The sequence below is a fragment of the Arthrobacter sp. BGA-UO-ETr-C19 genome (assembly GCF_059568005.1).
In genome coordinates, this window is record NZ_JCAQPC010000012.1 from 64530 (window position 1) to 80928 (window position 16399).

The following is a 16399-nucleotide window of genomic DNA, read 5'->3' on the forward strand; positions in this document are numbered from 1 at the left end:
ACGGGCGTGATCAGACCACGGTGACCAGACCATAAGGGGTTCCGGGCCCGCTGACCAGGCCTAGTGGCCGCCGATCACGCCCTTTTCCACGGCCTTCGTGACGGCGTCGGCTTCGGCCTGGGTGAGCGTGCCGTCCTTCACCGCCTGATCCAGCCGGCTCTTCAGGGCGGCCGCCCGGTCCGCCTGCGCCTGGGTGCGGAGTTCCTCGAGGGCGGCCTTGACCTTGGCTTCATCGATGCCCAGGGATTTGGCCAGCGATGCTGCCAGTGCCGCTTCCCTGGCTGCCCTGTCAGGTTTTGTACCGTCGGCGCGGGGGCCGCCCGGACGGTTGGCCTCGCGGAATGCCCGCAGGGCGTCCTCCAGCTTGGCCTGGTCCACGCCCAGCTTGGCCGCGAGCGCCGCGGCGTCAGCTTTGACGACCCCGTGGCCGCGTCCATGTCCATGCCCATGCCCGTGCCCGTGCCGGTCACCGTCGAAACGCAGCCCGTCAGTGGGATTGCCGGATGGACTGCTTGACGTGGGGGTAGGCGTTGGAGTGGCTGTTGTTGTGGCTGCCATTCCGGTGACAGTGAATCCGGTGCCAAGAGCCAGGGCAGTCGCGCCCAGTCCCAGAGCCACTTTCTTTGAACGCTCCATGGTCCGCTCCTCGATCCGCCGGCCTTGAGGCATCATTGCCGCCGTGCCGGCCACGACAACAGGATGCACCCTCCTCCTCAAGAGCGGCTTTAGTCCGGCTGTGAAGAGGCTGTGAGTTTTGCCGCGCAAGCGGGGAAGCATTCCGAACGCGATTGCGCAGAGTGCAAACTTGCACGTAGTGTAACTGCGTGTCCACTTCCACTTCACCCTCTTCGCCTTCGTCTTCGTCGGATTCCGCCCCGGCCGACGCCGGCGGGCCGGTTTCCCGGCGCGAGCTGAACAAGGCTGCCACCCGGCAGTCAATTACCGACTCCACCCTGGCTCTTCTGCGGCAGCACGGCCCCGGCCACTTCACGGTCGAGGACATTGCCGAAGTGGCGGGCATCTCACGCCGGACCTTCTTCAACTACTTCAGCAGCACAGAGGCCGCCATCGCGTCGGTGACCCACGGCTTCCTGGACAGCGCCCTCGAACAGTTCCGCCGGCGTCCCGCGGACGAACCCATCCTCGAGTCCGCCCGCGCCGCCCTCGTTGGACTGGCCGACCCCATGACCGTGGCTCCGCTGGCTGAGTTGTTCGGCCTGACCCAGGGCAATCCGCTCATGGCGCGCTCCGAGCTTGAGGCCTGGGACCACTGCACCGAGCAGATCATTGCCGCGGCCCGTGAGCGTTCCCCCCGGACCAAACAGGCCCCGGGCACCGAACAGGCCCCCGGCACAGAACAGGGTCCCGGCACTGAACAGGACGAGCTCTACGTCCGGGCCCTCGCAGGGTCGGTCGTCTCCTGTGGCAAGGCTGCCATGGACGTGTGGTTCCGCCGCTGCGGGCCCGACCTCTCCCCGGAGTCGCTGGCGATCCTCCGCCAGCTGCTCATCGACTCGATGGGGCTCCTCGGATCCGGTTTCGCCACACCGGCATCGGGCCCGCCGTCGAATGACTCTTCCGCCCAACCCTCCACCCACAACGCAGAACGGTCCTGACATGGCACTTCTCCTGTACCGCCTTGGCAAGTTTTCCTACCGTCACCGATGGCTCGTCGTCTCGCTCTGGCTGGCAATCCTGCTGGCAGTCGGCGGTGCAGCGGCAGCCTTTCACGGCACGCTGTCCAACAACTTCCAGATTCCGGGGACGGAAACCCAGCAGATGGCCGACAAGCTCCAAAAGGAGCTGCCGGCCTCATCCGGCGGCTCGGCTGGGGTTGTCTTCCAAGCCAACGACGCGCAGTTCAGCCCGGCCGGCAAGGACGCGGTGTCCGCTGCCCTGAGCAAACTTGAGACCCTTCCGGACGTCCGGGAAACCGTCGATCCGTTTGGCACGCAGACCCGGCTGGACCAGGCGGCAAAAGACCTGGCCGCCGGCGAGGCCAAAGCAGCTGCGGGCAAGGCAGAACTGGGGAAGGCGGCCGCCCGGTTGGCCGCCGGCAAAGAACAATTGGCCGCTGCCGAGGCGCAGATGACCGCAGCCGGACTTCCGGCCTCGGCCATCGAGGCCCAGTTGGGCCAGCAGAAGACCGCCCTGGCCGCCGGCCAGGAAAAGCTCGACGCCGGTACCAGGGAAGCGGAGGCCGGTGCGGCCAAGCTGGAGCTGGCCAAGCGCCAGGTCCAGGCTTCCCAGGGATTGCGATTCGTCTCGGAGGACGGCAAGGCAGCCATTGCCCAGGTTCAGTTCAAGACCTCCATCAACGGGCTGGACCCCAAAGTGCGCCAGGAAGTCCAGGACATCGTGCAGGAAGTCTCCTCAGCCGGCGTAACGGCGCTGCCGAGCAAGGAGATCAGCGAGGACGTCTCCGAGATCTTCGGCGTGGCCGAGGTCATCGGCATTGCCGTTGCTGCACTCGTCCTGATCATCATGCTCGGCACACTGGTCGCCGCCGGGCTGCCGCTGCTGATGGCCGTGATCGGCGTGGCGGTGGGGGTTGGCGCCACCATGGCACTGAGCGGCCTCATTGACATGAGTTCCATTTCCCCGATGCTCGCCCTCATGCTGGGCCTCGCCGTTGGCATTGACTACTCCCTATTCATCGTCAACCGCCACCGCGGGCAACTTCTGGCGGGCATGGACGCGGAAGAGTCGGTGGCCCGTGCCACCGGAACCTCCGGCAATGCCGTGCTGTTCGCCGGCCTGACGGTCATCATCGCCCTCGCCGCGCTGGTGGTACCGGGGCTTCCGTTCCTGGGAGTCATGGGCGTGTCCGCGGCCGGGACCGTCGCGGTTGCCGTCCTGGTCGCCCTGACGCTGACGCCGGCCATCCTCTCCCTCGTGGGCAGGAAGCTGATCTCCAAGCGGGCCTGGGCCAGGGCCGAGCGGCACAATGCCGACCCAAACCGTGCGGCCGCGGACCGTGCCATGGACGAACACCGCAGCAGCCACGGCTGGGGCGGACTCGTCACCAGGCACCCGGTTCTGGCCATGCTGGCCGGCGTCCTGGCGCTGGGCATTGTGGCCCTGCCCGCTGCCCAGCTCCGGCTCGCACTGCCCGACGGCGGCTCCGAACCTGCCGATTCCCAGGCCTACAAGGCCTATGACGCCACCAAGCGCAGCTTCGGCGAAGGCATGACCGGACCGATCATCGTGGTGGGTGATTTCCCGGACGGCCTGAGCGAAACCGAGGCACAGGCCAAGCAGCTGGACGTCGCGGACATCCTGCGCAGGACCGGGAACGTCACCGCCGCCATTCCGGTGGCACTGAGCGAGGACCGCGGGACGGCGGTGTTCCAGGTCATCCCGAAGGAGGGGCCGGCGAGCGCCAGCACGGTTGACGTGGTCTCCGACATCCGTGCCGAGCGCGCCGAAATCGAGGACTCCACCGGAGTCAGCATCGGCCTGACCGGCCAGACGGCAGGCAACATTGACGTTTCCACGAAGCTGGGCGACGCACTGCCGTTGTACCTGGCCATCGTGGTGGGGCTCTCGCTGGTCCTGCTACTGCTGGTGTTCCGCTCGATCGTGGTGCCGCTGCTGGCGACCGGTGGCTTCCTGCTGTCGCTCGCGGCCGCGTTCGGCGCCGTGGTGGCGGTCTACCAGTGGGGCTGGCTGGGCGCGGTGTTCGGCGTCGACAATCCCGGCGCCGTGCTGAGCTTTCTGCCGATCATCCTGATCGGTGTGCTGTTCGGGCTGGCCATGGACTATCAGGTGTTCATCGCCTCGGGCATGCGTGAGTCCTTCATGCACGGCGAGTCCGCGAAGCACGCCGTCCGCTCCGGCTTCAGCCACGCTTCCGCGGTGGTCACCGCCGCCGCCATCATCATGGTCAGCGTCTTCGCCGGCTTCATCTTCTCGCACCTGAACATGGTCCGGCCGCTCGGCTTTGCGATGGCATTCGGTGTGCTGGTTGACGCCTTCGTGGTGCGCATGACCATCGTTCCGGCCGTCATGTACCTCCTCGGCGAGAAGGCGTGGTGGCTGCCGCGCTGGCTGGACCGCATCCTGCCGGATGTTGACGTCGAAGGGGCGAAGCTCGGCAAGCCCAAACACGCCACGCCGGCCGCGCCCGATGCCGAGCCGGATGCCGAGCCCGTCACGGCTTCGGCCGGCAATTAGCCGGCTCACGAAGGCGAGCGGAGCCTGAACGGCCAGCATTTCCAGCTGCGGGCCGCCCAGGCTTCCGCCATTTAGAAGAGCCGTCTTGAGGACGGCCTGTTCCAAGTCAGGCAGCCGATGAGGCGGCGGATATTGTGCCCGCGGGCCTGTTTCTCTGATGGACCCGGCGAGCCTTTGCGTGGCGTCGGACGCGCCGGCTTTCCGAGGCTGCGTCCGCGCCCCAGGCAGCGACCTGCACTCCCGGCAGGGGTGGCGCGGTTGACCAGTAGCTCTGGCCGGTGGGGGTTTGCACTTCGATGGTGTGCCGCGGGCCGGGGCGTGGCCGGGTGTGCCAGCCCGGGGCTTCTTTGGTGTGGTTGCAGGCTTCGCAGAGCCCGGCACCGTTAGCCAGGGCCGTGGTTCCGCCCTCATGCCACGGAAAAATGTGATCGTGGTGGCGGATCGGGGCGTCGCAGTACGGCGTGCGGCAGGTGTCGTCCCGCACTTGGATGAAGCGTCGCATCCCCGGCGGGAAAAGCCTGGCCCGTGAATCCATGCCGACCAGATCCCCGGACCCCGGCGCGGTGTAGACGCGGCGCAACCAGACAGCGAAAGCGGCACGGCACCCGCTGTCGCCGCCACCACCAGTATCGGCCCCCCGCTGCCCGTCCCCGGTGCATCCGTGACGGTCGTTGCAGGGTCTGTTATGGCCGCCGTTCTTGATGGCGTCCCTCGCCCATGCACCAGGGACGATGCCGTAGCCGGGCAGGCGGGCAGGCTCGCTGTCACCCTGGAAGAGGGTGCGGTCCGTCATGACCAGCTGAACCTCGATGGCTGCGATCCCGCCCGGGGTCCCGGTGGTCCGTTCGACCAGGGCGTCGGCCATGATCTGCCCCCGGCTTCGCTGGTCACCGCCGGAACGGACAGCATCCGCGTGCCGGGTCAGCGCCGCGTGCACGGCAACGCCTTCAGCGACGGGCAGCAGCGCGGTCAGGTAAGCCATGGTGTCCGGGGCCGGGCGCAGGCTGACGCGCCGGTCACCCACGGCGTTGCCGGCCCGGACCGCCACCGAGCGCGGGTCCAGCCGGTACGCGGCGGCACGGGCCGCACCAACGATGGCCCGGTCCCCGGCCGCGGCCTGCTCACGCCGTTCCCGGGCATCGAAAGCCACCGCGATCCGGGCCTGCAGCCCCGCCGCGGCGGACTTCAGATCCTCCAGGGCCCGCAACTGATCAATCATGGAGGCACTGCCAGCACACGGCCGGATGCCGGCCAAAGACCCAACCAGGTCCCTCACCGTAACCCCGCCCGCGGCCACCGAAACCGGTTCCGACTCCCCAACGCCTTCCATGGGACGAGTCTGCCAAGGGGGTACGACAAAAACGCGGGCGGTGCAGGCGACGGGCTTGCGCCTATGCACATGACCGTTACCACCGGGGCCCCTTCTGAACGTATTAGGCTGGATCCGTGACCCGCCTCATTCTTGCCTCCCAGTCCCCCGCCCGCACCAAGCTCCTGACTGAGGCCGGCATCGAACACGAGGTCCTCGTGTCCGACGTCGACGAGGACGCCGTCCAGGAACGCTACGGCGTCACCGACCCGCACGACACCGCCCTGCTCCTGGCCCGCGCCAAGGCCGAGGCCGTCGCGTCGCTGCCGGAGGCCGAAGGGGCCCTGGTGCTCGGCTGCGATTCGGTTTTTGAGTTCGACGGCGAGTCGCACGGCAAGCCGTACACAGTGGACGTGGCCCGGCAGCGGATGCTGCGGATGAGCGGCAACAGCGGGGTCCTGCACACCGGCCACTGGCTGGTGGACTGCCGCGACACGGACGACGACGGCGGCTCCGGCGCCACGCTGGGCAGCGTCGCCTCCGCGGAGGTGCACTTCATGGAGATGCAGCTCGCGGAGATCGACGCCTACATCGCCACCGGCGAACCGCTGCACTGCGCCGGCTCCTTCACGATCGACGGCCTGGGCGGCGCTTTCATCCGGAAAGTCGACGGCGACCCGCACGCCGTCGTCGGGCTGTCGGTATCCACCCTGCGCTCCCTGCTGGCCCAGGCGAACGTGAGCATCACCGAGTTCTGGCAGGACCTGCCCGACTCGGCAATTCCCGGGGAGTTGTAGCTTCCCTACAAAGGCCGGGCCTCTTACACGCGGATTCCGCCAGCAATATCAGCGGAATCCTCAAAATCAGGCTAGGCTCCCTGAAGGAAAGAAGGAGACGCCTTGTCAGTAAAGCCGGAGCAGTCCGCAGGTCCAGTGCATTCAAAACTCACCAAGGTTCTAATCGCGAACCGCGGTGAGATCGCCGTCCGCATCATCCGCGCAGCCCGGGACGAGGGCATCGCCTCCGTCGCCGTTTATGCGGATCCTGACCGGGACGCCCTCCACGTCCGGCTCGCCGACGAAGCATATGCCCTGGGTGGCAACACAGCAGCCGAGTCCTACCTCGTGATGGACAAGCTGATCGACGTTGCCCGCCAGTCCGGCGCCGACGCCATCCACCCCGGCTACGGCTTCCTGGCCGAGAATGCCCAGTTCGCAGCCAAGGTCATCGACGCCGGCATCACCTGGATCGGCCCGTCGCCGGAAGCCATCTCCGCACTGGGCGACAAGGTCCAGGCCCGCCACATCGCCGAGAAGGTCGGCGCCCCGCAGGTGCCTGGCACCGCCGACCCCGTTGAGTCCGCCGATGAAATCCTCGAGTTCGTGGACAAGTTCGGCCTGCCCGTGGCCATCAAGGCCGCCTTCGGCGGCGGTGGCCGCGGCATCAAGGTGGCCCGCACCCGCGAGGAAATCCCCGAGCTCTTCGATTCCGCCGTCCGCGAGGCCACCGCAGCCTTCGGCCGCGGCGAGTGCTTCATCGAGCGGTTCCTCGACTCCCCGCGCCACGTCGAAACCCAGTGCCTCGCCGACGCGCACGGCAACGTGGTGGTCGTCTCCACCCGCGACTGCTCACTCCAGCGCCGCAACCAGAAGCTCGTGGAGGAGGCCCCGGCCCCCTTCCTGACCGAGGAGCAGAACCGGCGCCTCTACGAATCGTCCAAGGCCATCCTGAAGGAGGCCGGCTACCTCGGCGCCGGAACCTGCGAGTTCCTCGTCGGCCAGGACGGCACCATCTCCTTCCTCGAGGTCAACACCCGCCTGCAGGTGGAGCACTGCGTCTCTGAGGAAGTCACCGGCATCGACCTGGTCCGCGAGCAGTTCCGCCTGGCCTGCGGCGAAGAGCTGGGCTACGGCGACCCCGAGGTCCGCGGCCACTCCTTCGAGTTCCGCATCACCGGGGAGGATCCGGGCCGCAACTTCATGCCCGCACCCGGCACCGTAAGCACCCTGAAGAACCCCACCGGCCCCGGTATCCGCATTGACTCCGGCATCGAAGAAGGCGACGTCATCAGCGGAAACTTCGACTCGATGCTGTCCAAGCTGATCGTCACCGGAGCGAACCGCCCCCAGGCCCTGCAGCGTGCCCGCCGCGCCCTTGAGGAAATGGTGGTGGAAGGCATTCCCACCGTCATTCCCTTCGACCTGGCCGTGGTCAGCAACCCGGCGTTCGCGCCGGCCGAGGGTCCGTTCAGCGTCCACACGCGCTGGATCGAAACCGAGTTCGTCAATGACCTTCCCGCCTGGACGCCCAACGGCGCCGCGCCGGAGGGTGAGGACGCCACTGAGCGCCGCACCGTGGTGGTGGAAGTAGGCGGCAAGCGCCTGGAGGTGGCACTGCCCGCCAGCCTCGGCTTCGGCGGAGCCGCAGCAGCCGGCGCGAAGCCGGCCAAGGCCAAGAAGCGCAGCCGCACCGGCGGCGCCACGGCCGCCGCGGGCGGCAACGCCCTGACCTCCCCCATGCAGGGCACGATTGTTAAGGTCGCCGTGGCCGACGGCGACATGGTCGCCGAAGGTGATCTCGTCGTCGTACTTGAGGCAATGAAGATGGAACAGCCGCTCACAGCCCACCGTGCCGGCACCATCACCGGCCTGTCCGCCGCGGCTGGCCAGACCGTGGCGGCGGGCGCCGTCATCGCAACGATCGAGGACTGAGGCGACCGCCGGGGACTAGGCGCTCAAAGACTGAACAGCGCATGAAAATGCCCGGTGTGATCCACACCGGGCATTTTCGTTTCCGCATCTAAACCTGGGAATCAGGCCACGTTGTTCTCGTAGTCCGTGTCCTTGGTCTCGCGTGTGATCCACAGCGCAATGAACGTCAGCACGGCAGCGGCGGCCATGTAGATGCCCACGAGCCAGGTGCTGCCGCCGGCCGCCTGCCACAGGGCAATCGCGATGAACGATGCCGGAGCGGCGCCAAGGACGCTGGAGAGGTTGTACGCCACAGCCGAGCCCGTGTACCGCACGTTGGACGGGAACAGCTCGGGCAGGATCGCCGCCATTGGGCCGAAGGTGAGCCCCATCAGCGTGAAGCCGACAATGAGGCCGACGATTGCTGCGCCGGGGCCGGGGCCGAACATGGTGAACCACAGCGCGCCGAACACGAAGATGCCGGCGGTGACGCCCATGAGGAACTTGCGGCGGCCCCACTTCTCGGCCAGCGGGCCGGACACGAGGGTGAAGATGCCGAAGAAGACGACGCCGAGGATCAGCATCCAGAGGAAGTCGCCGCGGGGAACACCCAGGCCGGGAACGAAGTTGGCCACCTCGGCGGCGGACATCGGCTTGCCGGCCTTTTCCGCGGCGGCCTGCGCGGCCGCAACGGAGGCGGGCTTGGTGCCGTAGGTCAGGGTGAAGGACGTCATGATGTAGAACAGCACGTACGTGGCCAGCATGATGAAGGTTCCGGCCAGCACCGGGCGCCAGTGGCTCTTGATGGTGGCGGCGAAGGGGACCTTCACCACCTTGTCTTCCTTCAGGACCTTCTGGAAGGAGACACTCTCCACCAGCTTCAGCCGGACGTAGAGGCCCACGATCACGAGGACCGCACTGAGCAGGAACGGAACGCGCCAGCCCCAGGCGGTGAACTCTTCGGGGCTGAGGGCGGCGTTGAACCAGATGAACAGCAGGTTGGCCAGGATGAAGCCGATGGGGGCGCCGAGCTGCGGGAACGTTCCGTAGATGGCGCGCTTGCCCTTGGGGGCGTTCTCGGTGGCCAGGAGCGCCGCGCCGGACCACTCGCCGCCCAGTGCAAGGCCCTGGGCGAAGCGCAGCAGCACAAGCAGCAGAGGGGCCAGGATGCCCCAGCCGGCGACGGTGGCGGTGGGCAGCAGCCCGATGAGGAAGGTGGCGAGGCCCATCGTGAGGAGGGAGGCCACCAGCGTGCCCTTGCGGCCGAACTTATCGCCGAAGTGTCCGAACAGGACCGAGCCTATGGGCCGGGCGATGAACGCAACGCCGAAGATCGCAAACGAGCTCAGGAGGGCGTTGATTTCGGTGGCCTGGGGGAAGAACAGCTTGGGGAAAACCAGCACCGACGCGGTGGCGTAGATGTAGAAGTCGTAGAACTCGATCGTCGTTCCGATGAGGCTGGCAAAGATCACTTTGCCCTTGGAGTTCACCGGTTTGGCGGTGCCATGTTCCGTTGACGTTGCAGGCGATGACATGTGGGGACGCTTTCATGAGAACTGGACGGACCTCGCGCGGAAGCCCTTCCAAACATAGGGATAAAACAGAGTTCAATCTTAGTTCCCGCCATCCACCCAACGGACAAGCGGTCCAGTATACGGACTTCCTGAGTTGTCTCAGCATGAGGTCGTCCAGCAAGCCTAACGCCGCTAAAAGCGGGCTGATAGGCAAATGTCACAGCACGTTAACAAAGCGCGACCGTCTGCGAAACGCGCCATCCCTACCTTGGAAGGACAACAATCCCCAAGGAGGTATACCGTGACTGCTGACCGCACCGCAGACGCCGGAACCCACAATTCCCTCGATCTTGCCGCCGCCGCCACCACCACTGACGCACCTGCCCTTGAAGAGCGTCCCGGACGCTGGATCGCCAACTGGGACGCCGAGAACAAGCACCAGTGGGAATCCGAGGGCCGCTCCATCGCGCGCCGCAACCTGAACTGGTCCATCTTCGCCGAGTTCCTTGGCTTCGTCGTCTGGCAGCTGTGGTCCATCGTGGTGGTCCAGCTCCCCGCCGCCGGATTCACGTTCAGCACCTCCGAGATCTTCTGGCTGATCTCCATGCCGAGCCTCGTCGGGGCCACGCTCCGAATCCCCTACACGTTCATGGTTCCGCGCTTCGGCGGCCGGAACTGGACCATCGTCTCCGCCCTGCTCCTCCTCATTCCCTCCATCGGGCTCGCACTGTGCGTGTCCAACCCGGAGACACCGTTCGGCGTCATGCTCCTCGTCGCTGCCCTTGCCGGCTTCGGCGGCGGCAACTTCGCCAGCTCCATGGCCAACATCACGTTCTTCTACCCGGCCCGCGAAAAGGGCTGGGCCCTGGGCCTGAACGCGGCCGGCGGCAACCTCGGCGCGGCCGTGGCGCAGCTTGCTGTCCCGATCGCCATCACGCTGCTGGCCGCCGGCACCGTCAACCTGCCCGTAGCCGGCCTCATGTGGGTTCCGCTGATCCTCCTGGCAGCCTTCGGCGCCTACAAGTACATGAACAACCTCACGAGCGCCAAGGGCGACGTGGCCGGATCCCTGGCAGCCGTGAAGGAACCCCACCTGTGGGTGATGGCCCTGCTTTACATCGGCACTTTCGGTTCGTTCATCGGTTTCGCCGGTGTGTTCCCCAAGCTCATCAAGGACTACTTCCCGGCTTTCTCCTCCATCTCCGTCGGCGCAGTGGCTCTCTCCCTGGCCTTCCTCGGCCCGCTGGTCGGCTCGCTGGCCCGCCCCTACGGCGGACGCATGGCTGACCGCATGGGCGGAGCCCGGATGACCGTAACTGCATTCGCCGCGATGGCCGTCATCACGCTCACCATGATCTGGACGCTGCCGCTGAAGAACTTCTGGCTCTTCCTGGTCCTGTTCCTGATGCTCTTTACGGCCAGCGGCTTCGGAAACGGCGCCACCTACCGGATGATCCCGGTGATCTTCGCGACCTCCAGCCGGGCTGCCCGCTCCGGAGCCAGCTCCGTCCAGACGCAGCGCCTGGCGTCCTCGGCGCTCGGCCTGATCTCCGCCATCGGCGCCTACGGCGGGTTCGTCATCCCGCAGGTGCTGAACGCCTCCAACACCGCCAGCGGCTCCTACACCCCGGCCTTCTACGGCTTCGTCGGAGCCTACGTTGTCATGCTGGCCGTCTGCTGGTTCTGCTACATCCGCAACGCCAACCGAAACGCGATGGGACACGTCTAACATGACCAAAAGCGCCGACACGCACTGCCCTTACTGCGCGTTGCAGTGCGCCATGACGCTCAAGTCCCCAGCGGCTTCGGCCGCAACGGGCCTGACCCCGGCTGTTCAGCCGGGGTCAGGCCCCGTGGCGGCGCCGTCCGCCCAGCCGGTGCCCGCCCTTGAGGGGCTGGCCCTCGAAGTGAGCGGCCGTGACTTCCCCACCAACCGCGGCGGCCTCTGCCGCAAGGGGTGGACGTCCGCGTCGCTCCTGCAGCACCCCGGACGCGTCACCGAGCCCATGCTCAAGGGGCCCGACGGCGTCTTCCGCCCCATCTCCTGGGACGAGGCCCTGGGCCGCGTCACCGCCGCCGTCAAGGATGCCCGGGCCACGTACGGCGCCGACTCCGTCGGAGTCTTTGGTGGCGGCGGCCTCACCAATGAAAAGGCGTATCAGCTGGGCAAGTTCGCCCGCCTCGCGCTGGGCACCTCCCGGATCGACTACAACGGCCGGTTCTGCATGTCGTCCGCGGCCGCCGCGGGCATGCGGGCCTTCGGCCTGGACCGGGGCCTGCCCTTCCCGCTTGAGGCATTGGATACGGCCAGCACCATCCTCATGCTCGGTTCCAACGTCGCCGAGACCATGCCCCCGTTCGTCCAGCACCTGCAGGGCGTCCGCGACGCCGGCGGCTTCATCGTGGTGGACCCGCGGCGTTCCGCCACTGCCGCGTTCACCTCCGACGGCGGCGGCATCCACCTGCAGCCCCTTCCGGGCACCGACCTCACCCTGCTGCTGGGCATCTCCCACGTGGTGATTCATGAAGGCCTGCTCGACGCCGAATACATCCAGGCGCGCACCACCGGGTATGACGCCGTGGTCCGGTCCGTCAACGCCTACTGGCCGGAGCGGGTCCAGTCCATCACCGGTGTCCCCGCCGAGCTCATCCGCGAGACGGCCCGGCGGCTGGCCAGCGGCGCACGCAAGGGCGGCAGCTACATCCTGACCGGACGCGGCGTGGAACAGCACGTGGACGGCACGGACACCGCCACGGCTGCCATCAACCTCAGCCTCCTGCTGGGCCTGCCCGGCAGCACCCGCAGCGGCTACGGCACGCTCACCGGCCAGGGCAACGGCCAGGGCGGCCGCGAGCACGGCCAGAAGGCCGACCAGCTGCCCGGCTACCGCAAGATCACCGATCCCGCCGCCCGTGCCCACATGGCGAAGGTCTGGAACGTCCCCGAGTCGCTCATCCCCGGCCCCGGACTGCCGGCCGTGCAGCTGCTCAAATCACTGGGCCAGCCCGACGGCGTCCGCTGCCTTTTCGTGCACGCCTCCAACATCGCCGTCGCCTCGCCGGACGCCAACGCTGTCATCCGCGGGCTCCGCAGCCTGGATTTCCTGGTGGTCTGCGACTTCTTCATGTCCGAGACCGCAGCAGAGGCCGACCTCGTCCTGCCGGTGCTGCAGTGGGCCGAGGAGGAAGGCACGCTGACCAACCTCGAAGGCCGCGTCCTCCGCCGCCGTCAGGCGATCCAGCCGCCCGCCGGCGCCCGCAGCGAGCTGTGGATCATGGCCAGGCTGGCCGAGGCGCTTGAGGCTCCGTCCAGCTACAGCGACGATCCGGAGACGGTCTTCGAGGAGTTGCGCCTGGCCTCCGCCGGCGGGGCAGCTGACTACTCGGGCATCGACTACGCCATGCTGGACAGCGGCGCAGCCGCGTACTGGCCCTACCCCGCCGGCAGCACCGGAACTCCGCGCATGTTCCTGGATGCGTTTGCCCACCCTGACGGCAAGGCGGTCATGACCCCGGTGGCGCCCCGCCGCCGTCGTACTCCAATCGCGCATCCCAACCCGGCCGCCAAGCCCATGACCCTCATCACCGGCCGCCTGCTGGAGCACTACCAGTCGGGCGCCCAGACGCGGCGGGTGGCCGAGCTCCTGGCCTCGCAGCCTGAAGCCCGGATGCAGATCCATCCGGCCGCCGCCGCGGCCATGGGCATCACGGACGGCGCGGAGGTCTCCGTTGCCAATGAACGCGGCGAAGTGGTCTGCAGGGCCGAGTTCAGCACCGCCATCCGCCCCGAAACCGTCTTCCTGCCGTTCCACTTCCCCGAACTGGAAAGCGCGAACCGGCTGACGGAAGCGGCCACTGACCCCATCTCGGGAATGCCCGAATTCAAGTTCAACAAAGTCTGGGTCCGGCTGGCAGCGGCCGCCCCGATCACCAGTGTTCTTCAGACATCGGAGGCCTCATGAGCGAGCAGATTGTCATTGTCGGATTCGGTCCGGTCGCCGCGCGGCTCGTCGACGAACTGCTGCCGGCGCTCCGTACCGGGCAGGTGGGACTGACCGTCATCGGCCAGGAAACCGAGGCCGCGTACAACCGTGTGCTCGTGGCCGACCTTGGGGTTGGCCGCACCACTCCCGAGGCGCTGGCCCTCGCCGACGCCGCAGCCCTGGTCGCCGACGGCGTGGACGTCCGGCTGGGCGTGAAGGTCCGGCGCGTGGACCGCGCACGGCAGTCCGTCCTCCTCTCCGACGGTACCTCCGCCCACTACGACATGCTGGTCTTCGCCACCGGTTCCCGGCCCGTGATCCCCAACCTCACGGGGCTGAACCCGGACCCTGCCGCTCCCGTCCTCCCGCCCGGTGTCACCGCACTCCGCGACCTCAGCGACGCCGACGTGCTCCGCAAAGCAGTGGCAGGCCGCAAGCGCGTGGTGGTGCTCGGCGGCGGCGTGCTGGGGCTCGAGACGGCCCTCGCCGCCGCGGAGGAAGGCGCCACGGTCACGGTGGTGCACAACGGGCCCCACCCGCTTGGCCGGAACATCGACCGCGGCGGCGGCGCCGTGCTGGCGGCGAGCCTGCGCAACTGCGGCGTCCGGGTGGCGGGCAACGCCCGTTCCACGGGCGTTGAGCACAACGCTCCCGACGGCGGGTTCTCGGCACTGCTGCTCGACGACGGATCGGCAATCGACGGCGACCTGCTGGTCCTGTCCTGCGGCGTCCGCCCGCGCATCGAGCTCGCCGAGGGCTGCGGACTCTCTACCGGGACGGGCATCCTGGTGGACCACCGGCTGCGCGCACACCACGAGCCACACATCTTCGCCATCGGGGACTGCGCCGAGGTCCGTTGCCCGGATCCCGCCTGCATCGAGTGCCGCACCGCGCGGGGACCGTCCGGCCTGGTGGGCCCGGGCTGGCGGCAGGCCGGGTGGCTCGCCGAATACCTCCTGCTGCTGTCCGAGGGTTCCGTGGAGGACGCCGACTCGCTGCCCCCGCTCCCCCAGGAAAAGCCGGGCGTAATCGTGCTGAAGGCCCGCGGCATGAACATGGCGGTGGCCGGGGACAACTCCGCGGAACCCTGGGATGAGGAAATCCTGACCGCCGGGGCTGTCAACGGCAGGCCGCGCCTGCAGATCGCCCAGTGGGCGGATCCCGAGCACGGGCGCTACGTGAAGATGACCACCCGCGGCGGCGTGCTGGAAGGCCTGGTCAGCGTGGGCATGCCACGCACCGCGGGAGAGCTGGTGCAGCTGTTCGAACGCGGCGCCGAACTGCCTGCGGACAGGTCCCTGCTCCTGCGTCTCGACGGTCCCGATCAGCTCGCGCCGGCGGGTGCATCCAACGACCCCGAGAGCACGGTGTGCCGCTGCGCCGGCGTGAGCGGCGGCAAGATTGCCGAAGCTGCCGCCGGGGGCTGCTCCACAGTGGCGGAGGTTTCCGCGGCAACCCGTGCGGGCACCGGCTGCGGCGGCTGCCACGAGGACATCAAGGGGCTGATCGAGAAGCACTTTCAGGGAGCTGCCGCCTAAGGCAGCCGCCGGGTAACGGGGCTGCGTCACACAAATCGGGCAGGCCGCGGCCGGCCGGTAGCATCGGGAGCATGAATGCCGACGAAGACGACGACATCACTGATGAACTGCTGGCCGATTCCGAAAAGCTCACCGGGCTGAGCCTTGAGCTCCTGGGCCTGGACCCGCACCCCGACGACATGACCGCCGAACAGCGGCTCCAGTTCGACCCCGAGGATCTTGCAGAGATGGCCGCAGCCAGCCCTGACGAGCGGGAGCTGTCCGTGCGCCAGACGCGCCTGCTGGCGGGCCTGCTGTGGAATTCGTCCAGCATCCTCATGGACCAGCTGTTCCGCGACCTTGGCGCGTTACACGAACTGGGCACCGTCACGCCGGAGGCCATCGCCGGAACGTCCGTGCTGTCCTCACTGCCCCCGCAGTTTGCGGCCAGCTATGACGCGAAGTTCACGCAGCGGTTCATCGTGGTGGCGTCCGACGTCACGGCGTCCCTTGCCCGCGGCTGGACCGCCCCCGGCTGCGTCGCCGGCGAGCTTGCGGTCCACTGCCTGCTCGACCAGGCCAGGATCACCGAGGACATTTACGAACTGGACCTGCCCGAGGAGTGGCGCGCCATCGTGGAGGAAGTCCTGCTGGAGGACGCCGACTCTGAAACCCTGTACGCGGACGGCGCCGGGGATGCGGCGGACACCATCGGGGAGCAGGACACGGGCAAGCTGGACATCCGGCACTGGTTCGAGCCGTTCGCGCCCGGCGACGCCGTTCCCCCGTACGCCTGCTCCTGAATCAGCCTGTTCCTGAACCGGATTTCCTACCGTCCTCCGCGCCCGGCTTCCGTGGCTGTGACGTTGAAGGAACCGTCCAGCTTCACCGTCGCCCGCGAGCCGTCAGCCTTCGTGATGTGCGCTTCGTAGACCGCACCTTCGGCGTCGGTCTCCACCCGGTGAACCGTCGCGCCGGGATTGGCCGCCAGCACCGCGTTCCGCACCCGTGTGGCAGTGCCCCCCGTCAGCAGCTGCTCGGTGATGCCGTTGGCCTGGTGGCCACCTTTGGCCGAGTCCGTGCTGGACTGGCTTCCCGTGCCGTTGGTGGACGAGGCAATGACGGGATAGCCCATGGCGAGGTAGGCGCCGCCGCCCACGAGGGCCGCTACGAGGGCGGTGTTTATTGCGGCTTTTTGAACAGTGATCAT

Annotated in this window: 12 protein-coding genes; 8 read left to right on the top strand and 4 right to left on the bottom strand. The window is 67.9% G+C overall.

The features are described from left to right. Positions 1 to 60 precede the first annotated feature (60 nt). A complete protein-coding gene (locus AC57BR_RS05940) occupies positions 61 to 636 on the bottom strand; it encodes a hypothetical protein (protein WP_496359024.1) in 576 nt (191 codons plus the stop codon). 188 nt (positions 637 to 824) lie between these two features. Between AC57BR_RS05940 and AC57BR_RS05945 the strand changes: the two genes are divergently transcribed. Both AC57BR_RS05945 and AC57BR_RS05950 read left to right on the top strand, forming a co-directional pair. Further along, a complete protein-coding gene (locus tag AC57BR_RS05945; protein ID WP_496358854.1) occupies positions 825 to 1616 on the top strand; it encodes a TetR/AcrR family transcriptional regulator in 792 nt (263 codons plus the stop codon). Position 1617: 1 nt separating this feature from the next. Continuing rightward, complete coding sequence (locus tag AC57BR_RS05950; RefSeq protein WP_496358855.1) at positions 1618 to 4176, top strand: MMPL family transporter; 2559 nt, start codon at positions 1618 to 1620, stop codon at positions 4174 to 4176. A gap of 106 nt (positions 4177 to 4282) precedes the next feature. Here AC57BR_RS05950 and AC57BR_RS05955 read toward each other — a convergent pair whose 3' ends face one another. After that, positions 4283 to 5506, bottom strand: a complete 1224-nt coding sequence (locus tag AC57BR_RS05955; RefSeq protein WP_496358857.1) for an HNH endonuclease — start codon at positions 5504 to 5506, stop codon at positions 4283 to 4285. A 116-nt stretch (positions 5507 to 5622) separates the two neighbouring features. Here AC57BR_RS05955 and AC57BR_RS05960 point away from each other — a divergent pair, with 116 nt between their 5' ends. Together AC57BR_RS05960 and AC57BR_RS05965 are read left to right on the top strand one after the other, a co-directional pair. After that, on the top strand, positions 5623 to 6282 hold the full coding sequence (locus tag AC57BR_RS05960; RefSeq protein ID WP_496358859.1) for a Maf family protein: 660 nt from the start codon (positions 5623 to 5625) through the stop codon (positions 6280 to 6282). Positions 6283 to 6384: 102 nt separating this feature from the next. Continuing rightward, entirely contained in the window at positions 6385 to 8196 is a 1812-nt protein-coding gene (locus AC57BR_RS05965; RefSeq protein ID WP_496358860.1) for an acetyl/propionyl/methylcrotonyl-CoA carboxylase subunit alpha, read from the top strand. Positions 8197 to 8297: 101 nt separating this feature from the next. Here AC57BR_RS05965 and AC57BR_RS05970 read toward each other — a convergent pair whose 3' ends face one another. After that, a complete protein-coding gene (locus AC57BR_RS05970) occupies positions 8298 to 9710 on the bottom strand; it encodes an MFS transporter (RefSeq protein ID WP_496358861.1) in 1413 nt (470 codons plus the stop codon). Positions 9711 to 9990: 280 nt separating this feature from the next. Between AC57BR_RS05970 and AC57BR_RS05975 the strand changes: the two genes are divergently transcribed. The 4 genes from AC57BR_RS05975 to AC57BR_RS05990 all read left to right on the top strand — a co-directional run bounded on the left by AC57BR_RS05975 (position 9991) and on the right by AC57BR_RS05990 (position 15992). After that, positions 9991 to 11418: an MFS transporter gene (locus AC57BR_RS05975; RefSeq protein ID WP_496358862.1), complete on the top strand. Its 1428-nt coding sequence runs from the start codon at positions 9991 to 9993 to the stop codon at positions 11416 to 11418. Between the two features lies 1 nt (position 11419). Continuing rightward, a complete protein-coding gene (locus tag AC57BR_RS05980) occupies positions 11420 to 13651 on the top strand; it encodes a molybdopterin oxidoreductase family protein (RefSeq protein ID WP_496358863.1) in 2232 nt (743 codons plus the stop codon). Further along, positions 13648 to 15210: an FAD-dependent oxidoreductase gene (locus AC57BR_RS05985; RefSeq protein WP_496358864.1), complete on the top strand. Its 1563-nt coding sequence runs from the start codon at positions 13648 to 13650 to the stop codon at positions 15208 to 15210. The genes AC57BR_RS05980 and AC57BR_RS05985 overlap by 4 nt, the downstream gene beginning before the upstream one ends. A 71-nt stretch (positions 15211 to 15281) precedes the next feature. Next, positions 15282 to 15992 carry a hypothetical protein gene (locus AC57BR_RS05990; protein WP_496358866.1) on the top strand — a complete coding sequence of 237 codons (711 nt, stop codon included), beginning with the start codon at positions 15282 to 15284 and terminating at the stop codon, positions 15990 to 15992. A gap of 26 nt (positions 15993 to 16018) precedes the next feature. Here the strand turns inward: AC57BR_RS05990 and AC57BR_RS05995 are convergent, their stop codons facing one another. Beyond that, on the bottom strand, positions 16019 to 16399 hold the full coding sequence (locus AC57BR_RS05995) for a hypothetical protein (protein ID WP_496358867.1): 381 nt from the start codon (positions 16397 to 16399) through the stop codon (positions 16019 to 16021).